The organism is Vallitalea okinawensis, assembly GCF_002964605.1.
GTDB lineage: Bacteria > Bacillota > Clostridia > Lachnospirales > PQDH01 > Vallitalea_A > Vallitalea_A okinawensis.
The window spans coordinates 26,036-44,434 of the sequence record NZ_PQDH01000006.1 but is presented as its reverse complement, the minus strand read 5'-3'; the positions used below and the strand labels follow the sequence as shown (position 1 = coordinate 44,434).

Below are 18,399 nucleotides of genomic sequence, written 5' to 3'. Positions count from 1 at the left end.
TCACAGTTCATTTGAGCTGAATTTTTTTCGGTATTCGTTGGGTGTTAGTTTGGTATATTTCTTAAAAGTATCAGTAAAGTATTTAGGATTTTGATAACCTACTGATTTACCTATCTCATAAATTTTAAGATTGGATTGTTGCAATAACTCTTTAGCCTTCTGGATACGATAATCTTTCAGGAATTCTATAAAATTTTTGCCTGTTTCTTTTTTAAATAAGACACTTAAATAGTTAGGATTTAAATAAACTTTTTCTGCAACCTCATTAAGTGTAATATAATCGCTATAATGGTCATAGATATATTGTTTTATTTTTTGGATAGAAGGATCTACTGTGACTTTTTCTAATTGGTTCATTTCAATAATGTATTGGTTGATTTTTAATATCATTTTCTCAAGTTTTGTTTTTAGTTGTGATGATATATGAATTTCATTAATAAAATCAGTAAATGGTGGTGATAGAGAAAGTATATCTTTAAGTGTCATGCCATGTTTATTGAGTTTTCTTTCCAGCATACTAATAAACTGCAGGCATGAATTTTTAATATATTCAGAATCGATATATTGGGAGTATTTATTTATATCCTTCCAAAAGTCGTTGAAGTAGTTCCTACTCGATGCTTTGTCACCATTGAGTATAGCTTTTATGAGGGCGTTTTCTATCTCATAGGGATAGTTAATAATTGATTTTTTCATAGACTTCTGATTCCAAGCAAAGAAAAATTCTTCACTTTCATTAAAAAATTTTGCCTTAATGGCTTCTCTAGCCTGTTCATAGGAATCATGTAGTGATAATATATTTTCATAGACATTACCTACTCCCATTGCTAGAGTGGATGTATCGGATTGCACATGCTGAGTTATTATTCTTTTTACATCATGAGCAATGCTCATAACGAATTTAAAGGATGAAATAACATTCTGAGGTAAATCAAAATTTAAGGTAACAATGATTCCATTAAATGAGTTATTAAAACAAAATCCTAAACTATTGGATTGCAGATAATGTTGCAAAGCTTCTTTTATTGATGAGTCCAGATGTATTGATTGAATAACCATGGAAGCGTAATATGTATAGTCCATGGTTATTTCTAATAAATCCAATCTTTCTTCAATTTCATCTATATCGGTGATTTCTCTTTCAATTATATCTTTAAGCAATAAAGCTAAGTTATTATCTACATTTTCTTTGTATGAAGTTAAAAGTCTTTTTTTGTTTCGTTCTTCATGGAGAACTTCTCTTAAAGAACAGAAAATATTCTCCAGCCTGTTAAAATCAACAGGTTTCAGTAAGTAATCATATACTCCGGTACTTATAGCTTTTTTGGCATATTCAAAGTCTTTATAACCTGATAAAATAATAACTTTTGTATCGGGGTAGTCTTGCTGAATAACTGCACTTAATTGAAGCCCATCCATTATGGGCATTTTAATATCGGCAATGATCACATCTACAGGGTTATTCTGAATAATATCCAGAGCTTTCTGTCCATTATTCGCTGAGTATAAAGCTTTAAAACCTAAAGACTCCCATGTATAAGACATTAAGCCATCACGGATAAACAATTCATCATCTACTATAAGTAATTTATATAGATTTTTTTCCATATAAAACACTCCTATTTAACGAATTTAATGTAGTATATATTTTAACATGGGCGGATTCATATTACCAACTTAATGTACCTTATTGAACAAATAAACTAATATATCTGGATAAATCTAAAAAATATCCCCTACTTTGTGATTTGGCTTTTTGGTAGTATTAAGTTGTTATCTGATATAATAAAAAGTGAAAAGAGGAGGAGTCATAATGAGAGGGACTAAAAAAAGTATTTCATTTATTCTAGTAATGATATTATTGATGGGCATTTGCGTTGCATGTGGTAGTAATCAGGAGATTAATACGCAACCTTCTTCAGATGAAAAAGATGTTCAGCAAACTGTAGAAAGTAGTAAGAAGGAAGAGATGGCTGAAGATAGAGTTGTTACACTATTTATAGATTCTAATGCTGCAGAAAAAGAAGAAACTAAGGAGTTAATGGCTAATTTTGAAAAGGCAACTGGTATTAAAATAGAGCATACAGTGATACCAGCTAATGGCTATGAAATATATAAAAAAATTGATATTTCAATGATGTCTGGTGACCAAACAGATGTTATTGGGTTATCAAATGCGATTATCCATGATAAGTACGTTCAATCAGATTTCTTAATGCCCCTAAATGATTTAGCTAAAGAAAATAGCTATGATATGGAAACTGTTTTTGGGCAAAATCTAGCTAAATATGATGATGTAGTTTACTCACTACCAGGTCAAATGTCAATATGGGCAGTGTTTTATAATAAGAAAATTTTTGATGAAGCAGGGGTACCGTATCCTGATGGTTCTTGGACTTGGGATGAATATATAGAAACAGCAAAAAAATTAACTAATCCAGACAAGGGTATCTATGGTTCATATATGCTAGACTATGATTGCTATTTATACTATCTAGCTAGACAAAAAGAAGTTAGTGGTTATAAAGAAGATGGAGCAAGTAACTATGATGACCCAGCTTTTGCAGAAGCGCTGCAATTCTTTGGAGATCTTGGAAATGTACATAAGATTCAACCGAGTTGGGTGGAATTCAAAACAAAGAAGTATTCTTGGGATCAATTTATGAATGGTCAATTTGGTATGCACTTTATAGGTAGTTGGTATATTGACTTACTTAATAATCCTGGGGATTATCCAAGGGATTGGGATTATGGTATTGCAGCTATTCCTGCCAATGAAGATGGAAAGAATAATTTTGGAAACATGAATTATTATGCAATTAATAAGAACGCTAAGCATCCAGAAGAAGCTTTTGAACTCGTTAAATATCTTGCTGAAACAGAGTATACTAGAAAGAGTGCAGTTCCAGCAAGGGTTGATTTGACAGAAGATGAGTTGAATGCACATTTTGAAAATATTGCTTCACAATCAAGTGATTCTATTACAGGAAATGATCTTACAAATGCACTAATTAATAATGGATTAGGTTTTGTAGATGAGAAATTTATAGGGACTGCCTCAGCAGAGTATTCTGAAATAGTTCTACAGGAAGGTGAATTATATCTTATTGGAGAACAAAGTATAGAAGATACAGTGAATAACATTAAGACTAGAGTTGATGCAGCTATTGAAAGTGCAAATTAAACCAATTAGTAGAGTAATGATATGGGCTTCTATATGAAGCCCATTAAATGAATACAGGAAGGTGACAATATGCTTATGTCGTCAAGAAAAATGAATAAGCTAGATAAACAAGAAGAGCGCTTAGGTTGGCTTTTTATCATGCCATTTATCATGGGATTTTTTATATTTAATCTATTACCACTGATTTATGGAGTTGTTATAAGCTTTCTTGATTTTAATAGTTTAGGCGCTATGAATAACTTAGAGTTTGTTGGTTTAGAAAATTATATAAAGATATTTCAGGATAAAATTGCTTTAAGCGCCTATGTTAAAAGTTTTTATTTTACTATTATTTATGTAACAGGAATCATAAGTTCATCTTTAATAATGGCTTTATTGCTCAATCGAAAATTTTATCTTCGAACATTAACACGTACGATGATTTATTTGCCTTATGTAGCCAATGTTATTGCTGTTGCAATGATATGGAGTATTATACTTGATCCTTATGATGGACCTGTTAATACACTACTAGGCCTAGCTGGAGTTGAAAATTTACCTATGTGGTTAGGAGGGGTAAAGACAGCGCTTCCAACAGTTGCTCTGATCAATGTTTGGCTCAATTTAGCCTTTCAAACCATTGTGTTCTTAGCTGCTTTACAAGAAGTGCCAAAAGAATTGTATGAATCTGCATCTATCGATGGAGCGAGTGCATGGAATAGGTTCTTAAATGTTACACTACCTATGATTTCACCTACCACTTTCTTTTTAATCATAACCAGTATTATCGGCTCTTTTCAAAACTATGCAATTATCAGTGCGTTAACACAAGGTGGACCAGGTATTGCAACTCGAGTAATAGCAAAAAATATGTATGATGAAGCTTTTGTATATAGCAAGTTCAGCTATTCATCTGCTCAGGCAATGATATTATTTGTTATCATACTTTTTATAACAATTGTTCAGTGGAAGGGGCAGAAAAAATGGGTACATTATTAAGTAGTTTGAAGAAAGATAAAATAAACATTGCATATAGTGATAGTACTTATTTACAGAAGATATTGAAAATTCTGTTTTCTGTATTAATGTTTTTTATAGGTCTAATGATGATCATACCCTTTATATTTATGGTTTCAGCAGCATTTAAACACACAGGTGAAGTATTTACTGAGCCATTAAAGATCATACCAGATGAACTCTATTGGGGTAATTTCCAATATTTATTACATCACAAAACTTATTTTATATGGTATTTAAACAGTATTATTACAGTAACCTTAACAATCTTGTTAAGAACCTTTATTGTATCCACAGCTGCCTATAGTTTTGCGCGATTGAAGTTTAGAGGCAAGGAACTCTTATTTTTTATACTGATATCAACGATGATGATTACTGGTGATATGACCATTATACCCCGTTATCTCATTTATAATTCAATTGGGTTGATTGACTCTTTGGCAGTCATCATTATACCTTCAGCTTTTGATGTGTTTTTCTTGTTCTTACTAAGACAATTCTTTATGAAAATACCTAATGATTTATCAGAGGCGGCTATAATTGATGGATGCTCTCATTTCAAGATATATTATAAAATAATTATGCCATTAGCTAAACCAGGTCTAGTAACTATGATATTATTTACATTCATATGGACGTGGAATGATTATATTAACCCATATATATTTATTACCACTATGAAAACTCAAGTACTTACAGTTGGCTTACAGTACTTCCAAGGTGAAGCTGGGGCTAACTATTCACTACAGATGGCAGGGGCCTCGTTAGCTATTATCCCAACAGTCATCTTGTTTATCATAACTCAGAAATACTTTATTGAAGGTATTAGTGGCAGTGGTATAAAAGGATAGTGTACAAAACAGAATTATTATTATGAAAGTTAGGTGATTCCATGTTTGGCTATATATCCAATAAAGAAGAGTGGTTATATCCAGATATGCCTATGAAGGAATTGGATAACAAAATAGCTATCCATACTGCAAAGAATGGGTGTGAGTCTGTTAAGCTTTTACTGAAGTCAAATGCAGAGTCCATTAATGTGACAGTTGACGAGCATTCGAATTTCGAAGTAGAGATCTTTGAAATGTTGGACGTTTACGTTGGCTATAATGAGATAGAAAAAGAAGTTCAAGATGGCCAATTTGTAATTACGGAAAAAGAGTATGAAAAACCTGAATATTGCACGCGAAAAGCACCTTTCAGAGTCTATGAAGCCTTAAAGCCTATTAAGGATATAATGTATATTAAAAAAAATATAGCTCCAATCTGTATAACGATTCAACCAAAAGAGCACGTAACTCCAGGGGTAAGTGAAATTAAGCTAATTATTAAAGATAAAACACCACCTCATAAAGAAGAGTGTCTCCATATAGAAGTTAATGTCTATGATGTACAAATACCTCATGAGACTTTAAAAATAACAAATTGGTTTAATTTAGATAATATATCTACATATCACGGAGATTTGCCATTGGAGAGTAAAGCTTATTATGATCAGCTAAGAGCATATGCAAAGGTCATGAGACGATTACGGCAAACTCACTTTTATATCATGCTCGACCCAAGAAAAGTATTCAATGAAAAAGGTACCTTCGATTTTACCTACTATAAACCTATCATAGAGATATTTTTTCAAGAGGGTTTTGAGACAATGGAATTGGGACCTTTTCTTGAAAAGACTCCAACTCTTTTTACAGAAGAACTTAAGTGTTCATTTGATAAAAGATTATGTATTTCATCCGATGAAGGCTTCTACCAAATGGTAGACTTCATTCAGGAGGTGAAGCACTTTTTGGAGAAAAACAACTGGGTAAAGAATACGATTTTTCATATATGTGATGAACCAGATGTTCATGTAGAAAATGATCATGTATTGGCTAAGAGAAAAGAAGATTATTTTAAAGTTGCTAATCTACTAAAAAAGGCGATTCCATCATGTAAAATAGTAGAAGCTGTGAAATCAACAGAATTCAAATCAGCAATTGATATATGGGTACCACTGACTAGTACTTATGAAGAGTTTAGAGAATCCTTTAATAAAATGCAATCATTAGGTGATGAGGTTTGGTGCTATGTATGCTGTGTTCCAACAGGTTATCACCTAAACAGATTTTTAGATATTGATTTAGTCAAGTCAAGATTACTCTTTTGGGGGATATCTAAATTTACTATAGAAGGCTATTTACATTGGGGGCTTAATCAACAACCAAGAAGAGGCTTTAATGTGTTTGAAAACTCCAATACACCCAATGAGGCATTTAATGGAATATTTCCATCCGGGGATGCTTTTATGGTTTATCCCTATAATGATCAAATACTAATGGGGATGCGTTTCGAAGCACAACGAAGGGGTGCTGAGGATTACGAATTATTGAAAGTACTGAAAGAAAAAAATAAGGAAGCATATGATGAAATAATTGGTAGCACCATAACTAGCTTTAGTCAATACCATGCAGATATAGATAATTTTGAGCAAATGAGAATAAAGCTTCTTAAGGAATTAGAGAAATCTAATGGAATGAGAGTCTAGTATCATTACCTAAAAGGATTTTATTGAAGACATTAGTGACAGTGATATAGTTGAATAACATTGTGATCTATTGTCTTTCATTAATGAATAATAAAAAGAAGGGAGGTAAGGTAATTATAGTAAGATGTATCATGCTTGATACTTAAACAAAAGAGGAGGAGGTAGTGAAAAATGAAAAAATTACTTATGATCATGATAGTTTGTATCATGATATTACAAAGTACTCTTTCAGATGCAAAGATCATTCAATCATTACATACGGTAGATACAACCAATGAGATAAGAGACTTAACATTAACAAGCAATGAATCAACGCAGAGTAATCATGTATCATCCCTCATTGACCAAAATACAGAAACAGCTTTCACTGTGGATTTACTTGCATCCAATCCAATCGATGTTGTTGTCAATAATCAAAATGGTAATCCCTTATTCCTTAACATGGATAGTATTGTTCTCTATGCCAGTAATGAAAGTGCCAACAATGTAACAGGTATAACAGTCAAAATCAATGCCAATGATAGAGGTTATGAAGAAACGATTGTTGATAATCAAATTCTAGCATGGGTTGAAGAAAATGGTCTGAAGAAAGCAGAGATTAATATTCCAGCTGTTGTATGTCGACAGTTTTGGATAGAGTTATCCGGCAGTGACACTGTTGAAATTTTAGAAACTGTAGTAAAAGGTACAACCTATAACAATACCCTTGATCAAGTTGTGGGCTATATAAAAAACGGCTCTTCACAAAATCCAAACTTGTTGTTTGACCATAACATTGATACAAAAGATTTATTTATCTCTGGGGATGAACTAGTTTTTGATTTTTCCCCATATAAGGTGAGTGTATCAGAATTTGCTTTTGTTTCAAACTTTCCTGAGCAACAATCTGTTGCATCAGGCACATTAGAGTATTGGGATGGATCCAGTTGGGAATCAATTGAAGCAGATAAGGTCTTTGACTTTGAAAAGAAAAACTCTCAAGCAAGAGCTGTAGGGGGATTTACATTTGATAGTATTGAGACATCGCAATTACGTTTTACAGTAAAAGAATGTAAGAGTACTTGGGGAGAAACACTTATTCAAGAAATTTTCATTGATGGTCATCTAATTACCGTTGAGAATAATCCAGAAGACTATGTTGATGGTATAAATGCTTCAAGTGATATGGTGACCATAAGTGGAGAAATTGGAAATATTGTAGATAATGAAACATCAACCACATGGAAAGCGTCTATTGCTAATGATGGGATGATTGAACTATACACAAAAAATACAGAAACAAATAAGTTTAATAACTTTAAGAACGATAAGATCATATTATATGCTGTTGGAGATGTACCAAGCACTGTTACAGCCAGTGTGGATCAATTAGCAAACAGTGATGCATACTATGAAACAATTTTGAGTAACCATGTGCTTCAATGGGTGATGGAAGAAGGGTACCAAAAAGCAGAAATTTTAATGCCTGTTGACACAGCTTCTCATAAGTATAAATTAAGATTTAGTGGTCAAGGACAATTAGAACTTGCCGAAGTAAAAGTGGTAGGTCAAAGATTCGTAAGTGACCTAAGTGAATATGCAACTGTCTATAAAAACGATACGATATTAAGCGGCGAACAAGTTTACGATACGCATTTGAATACAGCACTTGGAGGAATTAATAGTGGTGATGAACTAGTTTTTGATTTTTCTCCTTATGTGTATACATTAGAAAGTTTTTATTTTACAATGAACTTTCCCCAGAGTCAATCTATAGCAAGTGGTCGTCTAGCGTATTGGGATGGCAGTCAATGGATAGACCTCTCCGACATGAAAACCTTTGATTGGAAAACCAATGATCAAACAAGAGAAGTTAATGGTTTTCATTTTGAAGAAATCACTACTAACAAAGTGAAGTTCATTATAGGCTCCGTCAATGACACATGGACACCTGCTATTCAAGAAGTTCTCATTAATGGTCAACGTTCTATGACTAGTGAATCAGCGGCAGCTACCCTTACTCAAATGCCAAAACAAGAGCGCAATGCTACAATGTTAATAATGCCTGAATTTCCTGAATACATGGAAGGATTGGGGGATGACTTTGTTATAGAGATTGCATCATCCAGTGAACTAGGTGTTGTTGATTTACATGGCAATATAGTGCCACCTAGTACGGAGATGCAGGTAGATCTAGTACTTAAAGTGACGCAACAATCTACAGGAATGATAGCTTTAACAGATACCCTAACTGCAATCATTCCTATGAAAACACCTGATGGGTATCTTCGTTTAGTACCTGAAGAAGATACAGAATCTGTTATCAAAAATCCAGCTATGGGCTGGGTAGCCTATGTAGAATATGCATGCTCCATACATGATGAAAAAAATCATACACATTGTGTGGATGTAGATGACCCAATAGCCTATTTTGAGAAGCTAGATGAGGAAATAGCAAAAGGATTAAAAGCTGATATTTTATATATGCGTATGGGGTGGTCATGGCTTGAGCCAACAAAAGGTCAATATTCTTGGCGTGATCCAGATAGTAATATCAGTAAATTCATTGAAGAAGCCAAAGCTCGTGAAATGCAAATTGCTTTTAGAGTTTTAGTCAGTGATGAGTATCATGATAACATGTCTACAGTACCAGCTTGGATGTTTGAAGAACCTGGATTTCAGTTTTATATTAACAATGAAGGAAGTAGAACACCTTACTATGATAACGCGACTTATCTAGAGTATTATGAACAACTGATTAAAGAGCTAGCTCAAGACTTTGATAATCCTAACTTAGTAGCATATGCAGATGCCCAAGGTTTGGGTATGTGGGGAGAAATGCACGATATCCGAACAAAGGAACTAAGTAAAGATGATACCATTATCAAGCACGCTCAGATATGGACAAGTTATTTTCATAATATCTTGCTAGGTGCTACATTCGGTGGAGGAGCAGAAACTGTTAATAAAGATATCATTGTACCCGAATATCAACACATGGTCCGACGGGACGGTTATGGATCACGGTGGATAACCACTGATTTCACCAACATGTATTTAAACGATTTTTTTCCCAATAAGATTCCAAGTTATGCCGAAAATTGCTATTGGCACTTTAGTGAAGAATATATAGCCAAGCATTTCCCTAATGATTACTTATTGGAGTATACAGGGGATTATGCAACTGATGTGAGAAGCTGTTTTGAGCTCAGTATTCAGCAAGCACAAACATTACGTGCTAATACATTAGATGTTCGCGTGCCAAGTGATTGGGAAGAATGGACTTCTTATGGACAAGATTTATTAGAGAAGTTTGCTCTTGAAAATGGCTATCGTATAGTTCCTGTGGCTTTTGAATACCCTGAAGTCATATCAAGGGGAGAAGTAGTTCCTATTATACATGAGTGGAAAAATACAGCATTAGGATTTCTACCCACTGCAAACAACCAGTTAAAAGATAAGTATAAAATTGCTTTTGCTTTATTAGATGATAATAATAATGCGGTATATCAATATACGGATCAAGCCATTGACCCATCATGGATCAAAGAAGATGGGAGCCAACTACTAACCAGTCAATTGCAGATACCTGATTCCTTGGTAAGTGGTCAATACAAATTGGCTGTAGCAATTGTAGATACACAGAACCATAACTATCCTGGTATCAATCTTGCTACAAAAATGAATAGGATAGATTTACAAAGTAACACAGAAGATCCTACAACGTGGTATGGTGGATGGTACATAATTAACGATAATCTAATAATGGACTAACATCAACAAATGGATAAAGCATAACATATGAGATGGCATCACCTTGTAATAATAGCTGAGAAAAATGCTGAATATTATTTGGTGGTGCTTTTATTGTTAGTTCTATTTTATTTTAAATAATTGCCATAAGAAATTATTTAAAAGATACTTTTAAGTTCTATCAAATAGTGCTATAATAGAGTCGTGAAAATTTTACAGTATTTTAGTGGGGAAAAGTAGATGTTAGTCACTTTTCTTGTGGAGGAACAACATGACATTGAATTTTTGCTCATTAGCCAGTGGAAGTAGTGGTAACTGTCAATTTGTAGAAACAGACCATATACGTTTACTTGTTGATGCAGGACTAAGTGGAAAAAGAATTCAGAATGCACTGTTATCTATAGATGTTGAACCAAGTAGTATTAATGGGATACTGGTTACCCATGAACATAGTGATCATACCCAAGGGGTTGGCATTTTATCAAGGCGATTTAACATTCCTGTCTATGCTAATCAGAATACGTGGCGTGCTATGAGAAACAAACTTGGAAAAATTGCTGAGGAAAACATCAAAATCATAAATACAGAAGAATCTTTTGTGTTAGAGGATTTACAAGTTACGGCTTTTGCAACTTACCATGATGCTGAAGAACCTGTTGGATATGTATTCGAAAAAGCTGGTAAGAAAATCAGTTTATTGACGGATACTGGATCAGTTTGTTCCCGTATAAGAGAAAAAGTCCAAGGATCTTTATTAATGCTGATTGAATCCAATCACGATGTGGACATGCTTAAAAATGGTGGCTACCCTTGGCATCTAAAGAAACGTATTTTAAGTGATATAGGTCATTTATCCAATGATAGTTGTGGAAAACTTATTTGTGACATTCATGAAGAGGGATGTATTTATCTGCTTGCTCATTTAAGTAAAGAGAATAATACACCAGAAACAGCATTGACGACTGTTCATGAAATTGTACTTGATAACGGTATTGCAGTCGGAGAAGAGGCTTTTTTAGAGATGACTTACCGTGATCAACCTTCTAAAGTGTTTAATCTATAAAGTATGGTGGCGGTACAAAGTACCGCTATTACCAATTATTTATCGAACAAAACGAGTATAATTGCAAAAAATATATGAAATACTATCTAAAAATACTTGAATTGGTTTCAAAACTATTGTATACTTTAGCTATGGAACCGGTAACATAAAGCTTTGAAATGGGGCGAGAGACGTGGCAATAACAATTAGAGACATTGCGAGGGAAGCAGGTGTTTCAAGAACAACCGTTTCAAGAGTGCTTAATGATTCAGGGTATGTAAAAGAGGAAACAAGGCAAAAGGTTGAAGAAGCCATTAATAAATTAAATTATTCTCCTAATGCTATTGCAAGAAGTTTATCTACCAGTAAAACGAACACCATCGGTGTTGTTGTTCCTGAAATCAACAATCCTTTCTTTGGTGAAATCGTAAGTGGTATAAGCCAAGAGGCTGATAAAGCGGGTCTCAATATCATACTCTATAATACAGATAATAAGGAACATAAGGAACTTAAAGCACTACAACTCTTAAAAGAGCAACGCATTCAAGGTATATTAATTACCCCAAGTTATACGGAAGGAACTTCTAATCAGAAGTATTTAAAGACTATCGACCGTACAGATGTACCAGTTGTCATACTGGATGGTTTTGTTAAATATAATGACTTTAGTGGTGTATTTATTGACCAAGTTAATGGTGGTTTTAATGCTACGGAGACATTAATTAAGGCAGGCCATAGAAAAATCGCTATTATTAATGGTGTAATGGAAACCAGACCAGCAAGGGATCGCCACTCTGGGTTTTTAGCTGCATTGGAGAAGTATGGTATCCAACATAATGAAGATTATGAATTCAATGCCCATTATCAGTGGAAAGAATCCTATGAGATTACTAAGCATATACTCAGTATGGAGAATCCTCCAACAGCAGTCTTTGTCACAAGTAATATGATGATTCTTGGTTGTATAAAAGCTTTAAATGAACTTGGCAAAAAGGCGCCAGATGATTTAGCTATAATTGGTTTCGATAACGTTGATATGTTAAATGTCATTGGTATGAATGTAAGCTACGTGTACGGACCTTCATTTGAAATGGGGATCAAAGGTATGCAGATGCTTAATGAAGTCATTGAACGTCGCAAAAATGGTATCTACAATAATTTAAATGATATCTTAATGCCGCAATTGATACTTAAAGGATCTGAAAAATAAGTTTTTATCCTTTTCTGATAAAGAAAAGGAACTTTCTTTGTTCATTGTGGAACCGTTCACATTCTAAACTGATGTTTAAAATATAAATTAAGTCATAAAATAACAAAAGAATATAATATAGATTTAGGGAATAGGAAATTTACTTATTCCTAAGTAAAGGAAGGAAGAATATTATGAATTTAGCGAAGTACATTGATCACACTATTTTAAAACCTGAGAGTTCTGTAGAGCAGGTAAAAAAACTTTGTTCAGAAGCAAAAGAGTATGGATTTGCTTCAGTTTGCGTCAATACTGGTTACACTAAATTAGTTAGCGGTGAATTAGAAGGCAGCGACGTAAAAACTTGTGTAGTTGTAGGTTTCCCTTTAGGAGCTACTACTAAAGAAACAAAAGCTTTTGAAACTAAGCAAGCTATCGAAGATGGTGCAGATGAAGTCGACATGGTTATCAACGTGGGCTACTTAAAGTCAGGCATGCACGATGAAGTGAAAGAAGATATCAAAGCAGTTGTAGATGCAGCAGCTGGAAAGGCTGTTGTTAAAGTGATTCTTGAAACTTGTCTTTTAACTGATGAAGAAAAAGTGAAAGTTTGTGAAATGTGTAAAGAAGTAGGTGCAGACTTTGTCAAAACAAGTACCGGTTTCTCTACAGGTGGCGCTACAGCAGAAGATATTGCTTTAATGAGAAAAACTGTTGGCAAAGACATGGGTGTTAAAGCTTCTGGTGGTGTACGTTCAAAAGAAGATGCTGAAAAAATGATCGAAGCTGGAGCATCAAGAATTGGTGCTAGTGCATCTATCGCTATCGTTGAAGGTAAAAAATCTAATTCAGATTATTAAGAAGAGAAGGATTAGACAGATCTAAATTTAGAAAAAGGGTGTGTGAGAAATGGAAAAAATAAAAGACCTGGTTAAAGCTGCATTAGAAGCACAGAAAATGGCCTATGTGCCATATTCGGGCTTTAAAGTAGGAGCTGCATTATTAACAAAAGACGGCCAAGTTTATACAGGATGTAATGTTGAAAGTGCATCTTATACACCTACAATTTGTGCTGAAAGAACTGCAATAGTAAAGGCTGTATCAGAAGGGGTACATGAGTTTGAAGCAATCGCTGTAGTAGGAGATTCTGAATGGACATTTCCTTGTGGTGTTTGTAGACAAATGTTAAGAGAATTTGGCAAAGAAATGACTATTTACGTGGTGAAATCAGAGGATGAGTATAAAGAATTTAATTTAAAAGACTTACTACCTCATAGTTTTGGACCAGAAGACTTGATAATGGATGGTGAGAAAGCATGAGAATGTACGATTTAATCATGAAAAAGAGAAATGGTGGGGAACTGACTACAGAGGAAATTAACTTCTTTGTAGATGGTTATACAAAGGGTGAAATACCTGATTATCAGGTATCTGCACTTATGATGGCTATTTATTTCAATAAGATGAACAAAAGAGAAACAGCTGACTTAACGACTGCCATAGTTGACAGTGGTGAAGTAGTTGATTTATCATCAATTAACGGTATCAAAGTTGATAAGCATAGTACTGGAGGAGTTGGAGATACAACGACATTAATTTTAGGACCTATGGTTGCGGCAGCAGGGGTTCCTGTCGCAAAATTCTCAGGTAGAGGGTTAGGCCATACAGGTGGTACGATTGATAAACTAGAGTCTTTTGATGGCTTCTCAGTAGAAGTATCCATCAAGGAATTTATCAACAATGTGAACGGTATCGGAATTGCTATTGGTGGTCAAACGGCTAATTTAGCACCAGCAGATAAGAAGCTATATGCATTAAGAGATGTTACAGCTACAGTGGATAACATGTCTTTAATTGCAAGTAGTATCATGAGTAAGAAGATTGCTTCTGGAGCAGATGCTATTGTTCTTGATGTTAAGACAGGTAGCGGTGCATTCATGAAAGAGGAAGATGATTCATTTGCTTTAGCTCAAGAAATGGTAGATATCGGAACACATGTTGGACGTCAAACAATAGGTGTTATTACAAACATGGATCAACCATTAGGCTTAGCTATAGGTAACGCATTAGAAGTTATTGAGGCTATAGAAACATTAAAAGGTAATGGTCCTGACGATTTAACAGATCTTTGTTTAACACTTGGTTCCCACATGCTAGTACTTGGCGGTAAAGCAGATACTGCTGAGGAAGCTAGAAAAATCCTACAAGGAATCATCGAAGACGGAAGTGGTGTTAGGAAGCTTAAAGAATTAGTAAAAGCTCAAGGAGGAAATCCTGACTTCATCGATGATGTGAGCTTACTTCCAGGTGCATCATTTATTGAAGATGTTAAAGCACCTGTTGATGGTTTTGTTGAAGGTATTAAAGCTGATGATATAGGTATAGCTGCATTAATCTTAGGCGCAGGTCGTGAAACGAAAGAAAGTGATATTGACCTTGGTGTTGGTATCATGCTAGAGAAAAAGGTTGGCGACCAAGTTAAAAAAGGTGATGTCATTGCAAGAATCTATGCCAATGATACATCAAAAGTAGAAACATCTAGAGAGAAATTATTAGGAGCTTATAGTTTTAGGGATAGAGAAGTTATCAAGCCTACATTAATTAGAGGTGTTGTAACTAAGAACGGAATAGAAAAATATTAGTATTGGTATAAGAAAATTCTAAACCAATAAAAAGGACGATGGATCAACCATGATTTGGGAGTTATGTGATCCATCGTTTTTATATTAAATCTGCCTATGTAGTATTATTATATGAAAACTTGTCTAATAAAGTTACTGCTTGGACAAAAATTCTAACAGTGATTTTTCTTGTTTGATAGCCATATTATAACCCCATTGATAAAGTTCAGCTAACTTTTCCTTATTCATGTCTAATCTTTTGACCTTAGGAGGTTCTTCAGGTCGGATAACAAATGCTTTACCTTCTAATTCCAATTGATTAAGTTTTTCAACCATATTATTATAATTACTGTGCCAGTTATAGAGTTTCTGAACCAATGAAGGGTATTTTCTATAGATACCTTTAGCAATAAAACCATGTTTAATAGGTTTTTTTCTGAAATTTTTATCACGAGTAACGATTACAACCAGCTTATCCATTCCATCATCAAGAGCTTTCTTAAAAGGAATAGATTCGATAATGCCACCATCTAACAGTGTATGATTCCTATAATTTACAGTTGGTGTGACGATGGGGAGACTACAAGAAGCTCGCAATGCTATATTAAAATCTGGACAATTAGACTTATCTAAATAAACAGGTTCTCCTGATAAGCAATCTAAAGCAACAACTTGAAATTGTTGATCAGAATCACTGAAACTCCCATAATCTAATGGAATGAGTTGATTTTGTATATCGTTTAATAGAAAATCAAAACCAAATAAACTTTTTTCTTTGATAAAATTACGTATACTCATATACCTTGGGTCATTAACATACTTTGTACAGATATCGCGTGCTCTTCCTTTTTGCTTAGATACGTAGGATTGACCGATGAAAGCTCCCATTGAAACACCAATGATATATGGTAGATGAATTTCTCGTTCTAAAAAGTAGTCCAGTACACCAGCTGCAAAAATACCCCTTGTACCTCCACCTTCAAGGACTAGTCCGACTTTTTGATGATTTAAATCCATCGTATTCCCCCCAATATTTCTTGTTCATATATAAAATCTCTATCTATATATTGATTATATACCATCACTCAGGTAATGACAATAAAGCCTCGCTTAGGATGTTGGTGAAATATGTAAGATAATTTTCAAGTATTTGTCTTTTTGTTGAAGATAGCAACTAAATAAGTTATAATTAGATGATAAAGGTGACATAACAAGTCATTTAGTGGTAAAACATATATAAATATAAAATATACTGGAGGTGGAATATTTGAAAGGTACAGCAGTATCTACTTGGTTAAAGACTTGCCGTCGACTCTATAATGATGAGGTTGTCAACCAAGCTATGCAACAAGTTGGTTGGGATAGTAGTAGACTATTTACACCAAATGAGAATGTTGATGATGACCAGATAGCAAAGGTTATTGCTCATGTTGCTAAGAGCGCAAATATTTCTATAAATGAACTATGGAGAATGATTGGTAAGAGTAATATACAGTCCTTCCACAATGATTTTCCAGCATTTTTTGAACATGAGAATTTATATTCTTTTTTAAAGTCTATGTATGATGTACATATTGTTATGACTAAAAAATTCCCCGGTGCCAAGCCGCCCCTTGTTACAATTAAAGCTATAAGCAACACGGAAGCTATATTTACATATCAATCTTCGAGAAAAATGTTCGATTACTTCATGGGACTCCTTGATGGAGCATGCGAGTTCTATAATGAGAAGATTAAAATTGACGTTATGTCAAAAGAAAGTGAAGTTCTTAAATTAAAACTTACATTTGAAGAAGGAATTTATTATCAAAAACGCTATCTAATAAATAAAATCCTTTCGCTAGGTTTTCTTAAATCCCTTGCAGCTAAAATAGCAGTATTTGTTACCATCATTACTTTAATACCCAATCTTTTATTAAGCACCAATCTAGTCAATGGTTTAATCATGACAGCCATTACTGGGGTAATAACTTGGGTAGGGAGTAAAATGTTATTAAAACCTATGAAAAGTATCCAAGAGGTTATTGGCAAGCTTCAAGCGAGAGAGTACTTTGAAGACAGCTCTATACAGACGAAAGATGAGTTAGAAGGTCTTTACCAAGCCCTTAATACATATAAAGAAACAATTATGGCTGACTTCGTAGGATTTAAAGGTGTTACGGATGAAATGAATACCTTTGCTGAATCCTTAAGTGTCATATCTCACAACATGGACCGTACCTCTGATGATATAACAGATGTAGTTGAACAAGTTGCTGAAGGAGCGGTCAATCAAGCGGAGAATACAGAGAGTGCAGTTTATGTATTAAATGAAAATATTCAAGCATTAAATACATTAGTTGATAGTGAGAATAGTAATAAAGCAGAATTAGAAGTGGCTCTAGATAAGATCAATGTAAGTCATCAAAGCATTGAAACTGCTAGTTCCAATATTCTTGAAACACTTAATGATTTCAAAAAAGTTCAAGTTGAGAGTACAGAGCTAGAAGTAAAGGCAAAAGATATAACCAACATTGTATCATTAGTTTCACAGATATCTGAGCAGACCAATTTATTAGCATTAAATGCTTCTATAGAAGCAGCTCGTGCAGGCGAGCATGGTAGAGGATTCGTTGTAGTAGCAGAAGAAGTTCGTCATTTATCTGATCAAACGAAAAAAGCAGTAGAAGAGATCAATAATAAATTAAACGAGTTTTCTCTTGAAATTCGTAACCTTGTTGTTAGTATTGATGAGCGTTACGAGGTACTTCAAAAAGAAACAAGTACATTGGAAGGCGTTCGAGATAAAAATTATGAAGCTACAATGTCTATTAGAGAAGTATCTGCTTCAACTATTAACACAATAAGTGAATTAGAGAAAGAAGCGGAAGCATTAGCGAGTATCTATGAAACCATTGAATCATTAGCAGCTATTGCTGAAGAGAATTCAGCTTCTTCAGAAGAAGTAAGTGCTAATGTGACAAGCTATACAAATGAAATTAAGAAGCTTATTCAGAATGTTGATGAGTTTAAAGAGATAACTGAAAGCTTTAAAGCTGACTTAAGAAAATATAAGATCTAAAACATAAGCACATGATTATTGAGAATGCTCTCATAAATCATGTG

13 protein-coding genes are annotated in these 18,399 nt (G+C 33.9%); 11 read left to right on the top strand and 2 right to left on the bottom strand.

Annotated elements, in window-relative coordinates:
* The gene (locus C1Y58_RS16180; RefSeq protein ID WP_105617133.1) at positions 1 to 1,608 is read right to left on the bottom strand and encodes a response regulator; all 1,608 of its coding nucleotides are present in this window, start codon (positions 1,606 to 1,608) and stop codon (positions 1 to 3) included.
* 205 nt (positions 1,609 to 1,813) lie between these two features.
* On the opposite strand from C1Y58_RS16180, the gene C1Y58_RS16175 reads away from it, so the two are divergent.
* From C1Y58_RS16175 to C1Y58_RS16130, 10 genes are all read left to right on the top strand, one after another.
* On the top strand, positions 1,814 to 3,184 hold the full coding sequence (locus tag C1Y58_RS16175) for an ABC transporter substrate-binding protein (protein ID WP_105617132.1): 1,371 nt from the start codon (positions 1,814 to 1,816) through the stop codon (positions 3,182 to 3,184).
* Positions 3,185 to 3,259: 75 nt separating this feature from the next.
* Entirely contained in the window at positions 3,260 to 4,162 is a 903-nt protein-coding gene (locus C1Y58_RS16170; protein WP_157950151.1) for a carbohydrate ABC transporter permease, read from the top strand.
* Positions 4,147 to 5,031 (top strand): carbohydrate ABC transporter permease, encoded by an 885-nt coding sequence (locus tag C1Y58_RS16165; RefSeq protein ID WP_105617130.1) that lies wholly within the window; start codon positions 4,147 to 4,149, stop codon positions 5,029 to 5,031. Before C1Y58_RS16170 ends, C1Y58_RS16165 begins: the two co-directional genes overlap by 16 nt.
* Before the next feature lie 41 nt (positions 5,032 to 5,072).
* Positions 5,073 to 6,710, top strand: coding sequence for a DUF4091 domain-containing protein (locus C1Y58_RS16160; RefSeq protein ID WP_105617129.1), 1,638 nt, complete (start codon positions 5,073 to 5,075; stop codon positions 6,708 to 6,710).
* A gap of 171 nt (positions 6,711 to 6,881) precedes the next feature.
* The gene (locus C1Y58_RS16155; RefSeq protein ID WP_105617128.1) at positions 6,882 to 10,463 is read left to right on the top strand and encodes a DUF4832 domain-containing protein; all 3,582 of its coding nucleotides are present in this window, start codon (positions 6,882 to 6,884) and stop codon (positions 10,461 to 10,463) included.
* Between the two features lie 250 nt (positions 10,464 to 10,713).
* Positions 10,714 to 11,505, top strand: coding sequence for an MBL fold metallo-hydrolase (locus tag C1Y58_RS16150; RefSeq protein WP_105617127.1), 792 nt, complete (start codon positions 10,714 to 10,716; stop codon positions 11,503 to 11,505).
* Between the two features lie 172 nt (positions 11,506 to 11,677).
* Positions 11,678 to 12,694, top strand: coding sequence for a LacI family DNA-binding transcriptional regulator (locus C1Y58_RS16145; RefSeq protein ID WP_105617126.1), 1,017 nt, complete (start codon positions 11,678 to 11,680; stop codon positions 12,692 to 12,694).
* Between the two features lie 173 nt (positions 12,695 to 12,867).
* Entirely contained in the window at positions 12,868 to 13,533 is a 666-nt protein-coding gene (gene deoC, locus C1Y58_RS16140; RefSeq protein ID WP_105617125.1) for a deoxyribose-phosphate aldolase, read from the top strand.
* A 49-nt stretch (positions 13,534 to 13,582) separates the two neighbouring features.
* Positions 13,583 to 13,993 carry a cytidine deaminase gene (gene cdd / locus C1Y58_RS16135; protein ID WP_105617124.1) on the top strand — a complete coding sequence of 137 codons (411 nt, stop codon included), beginning with the start codon at positions 13,583 to 13,585 and terminating at the stop codon, positions 13,991 to 13,993.
* A complete protein-coding gene (locus C1Y58_RS16130; protein WP_105617123.1) occupies positions 13,990 to 15,315 on the top strand; it encodes a pyrimidine-nucleoside phosphorylase in 1,326 nt (441 codons plus the stop codon). Before cdd ends, C1Y58_RS16130 begins: the two co-directional genes overlap by 4 nt.
* Positions 15,316 to 15,447: 132 nt before the next feature.
* Here C1Y58_RS16130 and C1Y58_RS16125 read toward each other — a convergent pair whose 3' ends face one another.
* The gene (locus C1Y58_RS16125; protein ID WP_105617122.1) at positions 15,448 to 16,311 is read right to left on the bottom strand and encodes a patatin-like phospholipase family protein; all 864 of its coding nucleotides are present in this window, start codon (positions 16,309 to 16,311) and stop codon (positions 15,448 to 15,450) included.
* A gap of 250 nt (positions 16,312 to 16,561) precedes the next feature.
* Between C1Y58_RS16125 and C1Y58_RS16120 the strand changes: the two genes are divergently transcribed.
* A complete protein-coding gene (locus tag C1Y58_RS16120; protein WP_105617121.1) occupies positions 16,562 to 18,355 on the top strand; it encodes a methyl-accepting chemotaxis protein in 1,794 nt (597 codons plus the stop codon).
* Positions 18,356 to 18,399 lie beyond the last annotated feature (44 nt).

Coding starts and splice junctions, on each gene's coding strand:
- C1Y58_RS16180 (WP_105617133.1), bottom strand. CDS start 1,608: ATGGAAAAAAATCTATATAAATTACTTATAGTAGATGATGAATTGTTT.
- C1Y58_RS16175 (WP_105617132.1), top strand. CDS start 1,814: ATGAGAGGGACTAAAAAAAGTATTTCATTTATTCTAGTAATGATATTA.
- C1Y58_RS16170 (WP_157950151.1), top strand. CDS start 3,260: ATGTCGTCAAGAAAAATGAATAAGCTAGATAAACAAGAAGAGCGCTTA.
- C1Y58_RS16165 (WP_105617130.1), top strand. CDS start 4,147: ATGGGTACATTATTAAGTAGTTTGAAGAAAGATAAAATAAACATTGCA.
- C1Y58_RS16160 (WP_105617129.1), top strand. CDS start 5,073: ATGTTTGGCTATATATCCAATAAAGAAGAGTGGTTATATCCAGATATG.
- C1Y58_RS16155 (WP_105617128.1), top strand. CDS start 6,882: ATGAAAAAATTACTTATGATCATGATAGTTTGTATCATGATATTACAA.
- C1Y58_RS16150 (WP_105617127.1), top strand. CDS start 10,714: ATGACATTGAATTTTTGCTCATTAGCCAGTGGAAGTAGTGGTAACTGT.
- deoC (WP_105617125.1), top strand. CDS start 12,868: ATGAATTTAGCGAAGTACATTGATCACACTATTTTAAAACCTGAGAGT.
- cdd (WP_105617124.1), top strand. CDS start 13,583: ATGGAAAAAATAAAAGACCTGGTTAAAGCTGCATTAGAAGCACAGAAA.
- C1Y58_RS16130 (WP_105617123.1), top strand. CDS start 13,990: ATGAGAATGTACGATTTAATCATGAAAAAGAGAAATGGTGGGGAACTG.
- C1Y58_RS16125 (WP_105617122.1), bottom strand. CDS start 16,311: ATGGATTTAAATCATCAAAAAGTCGGACTAGTCCTTGAAGGTGGAGGT.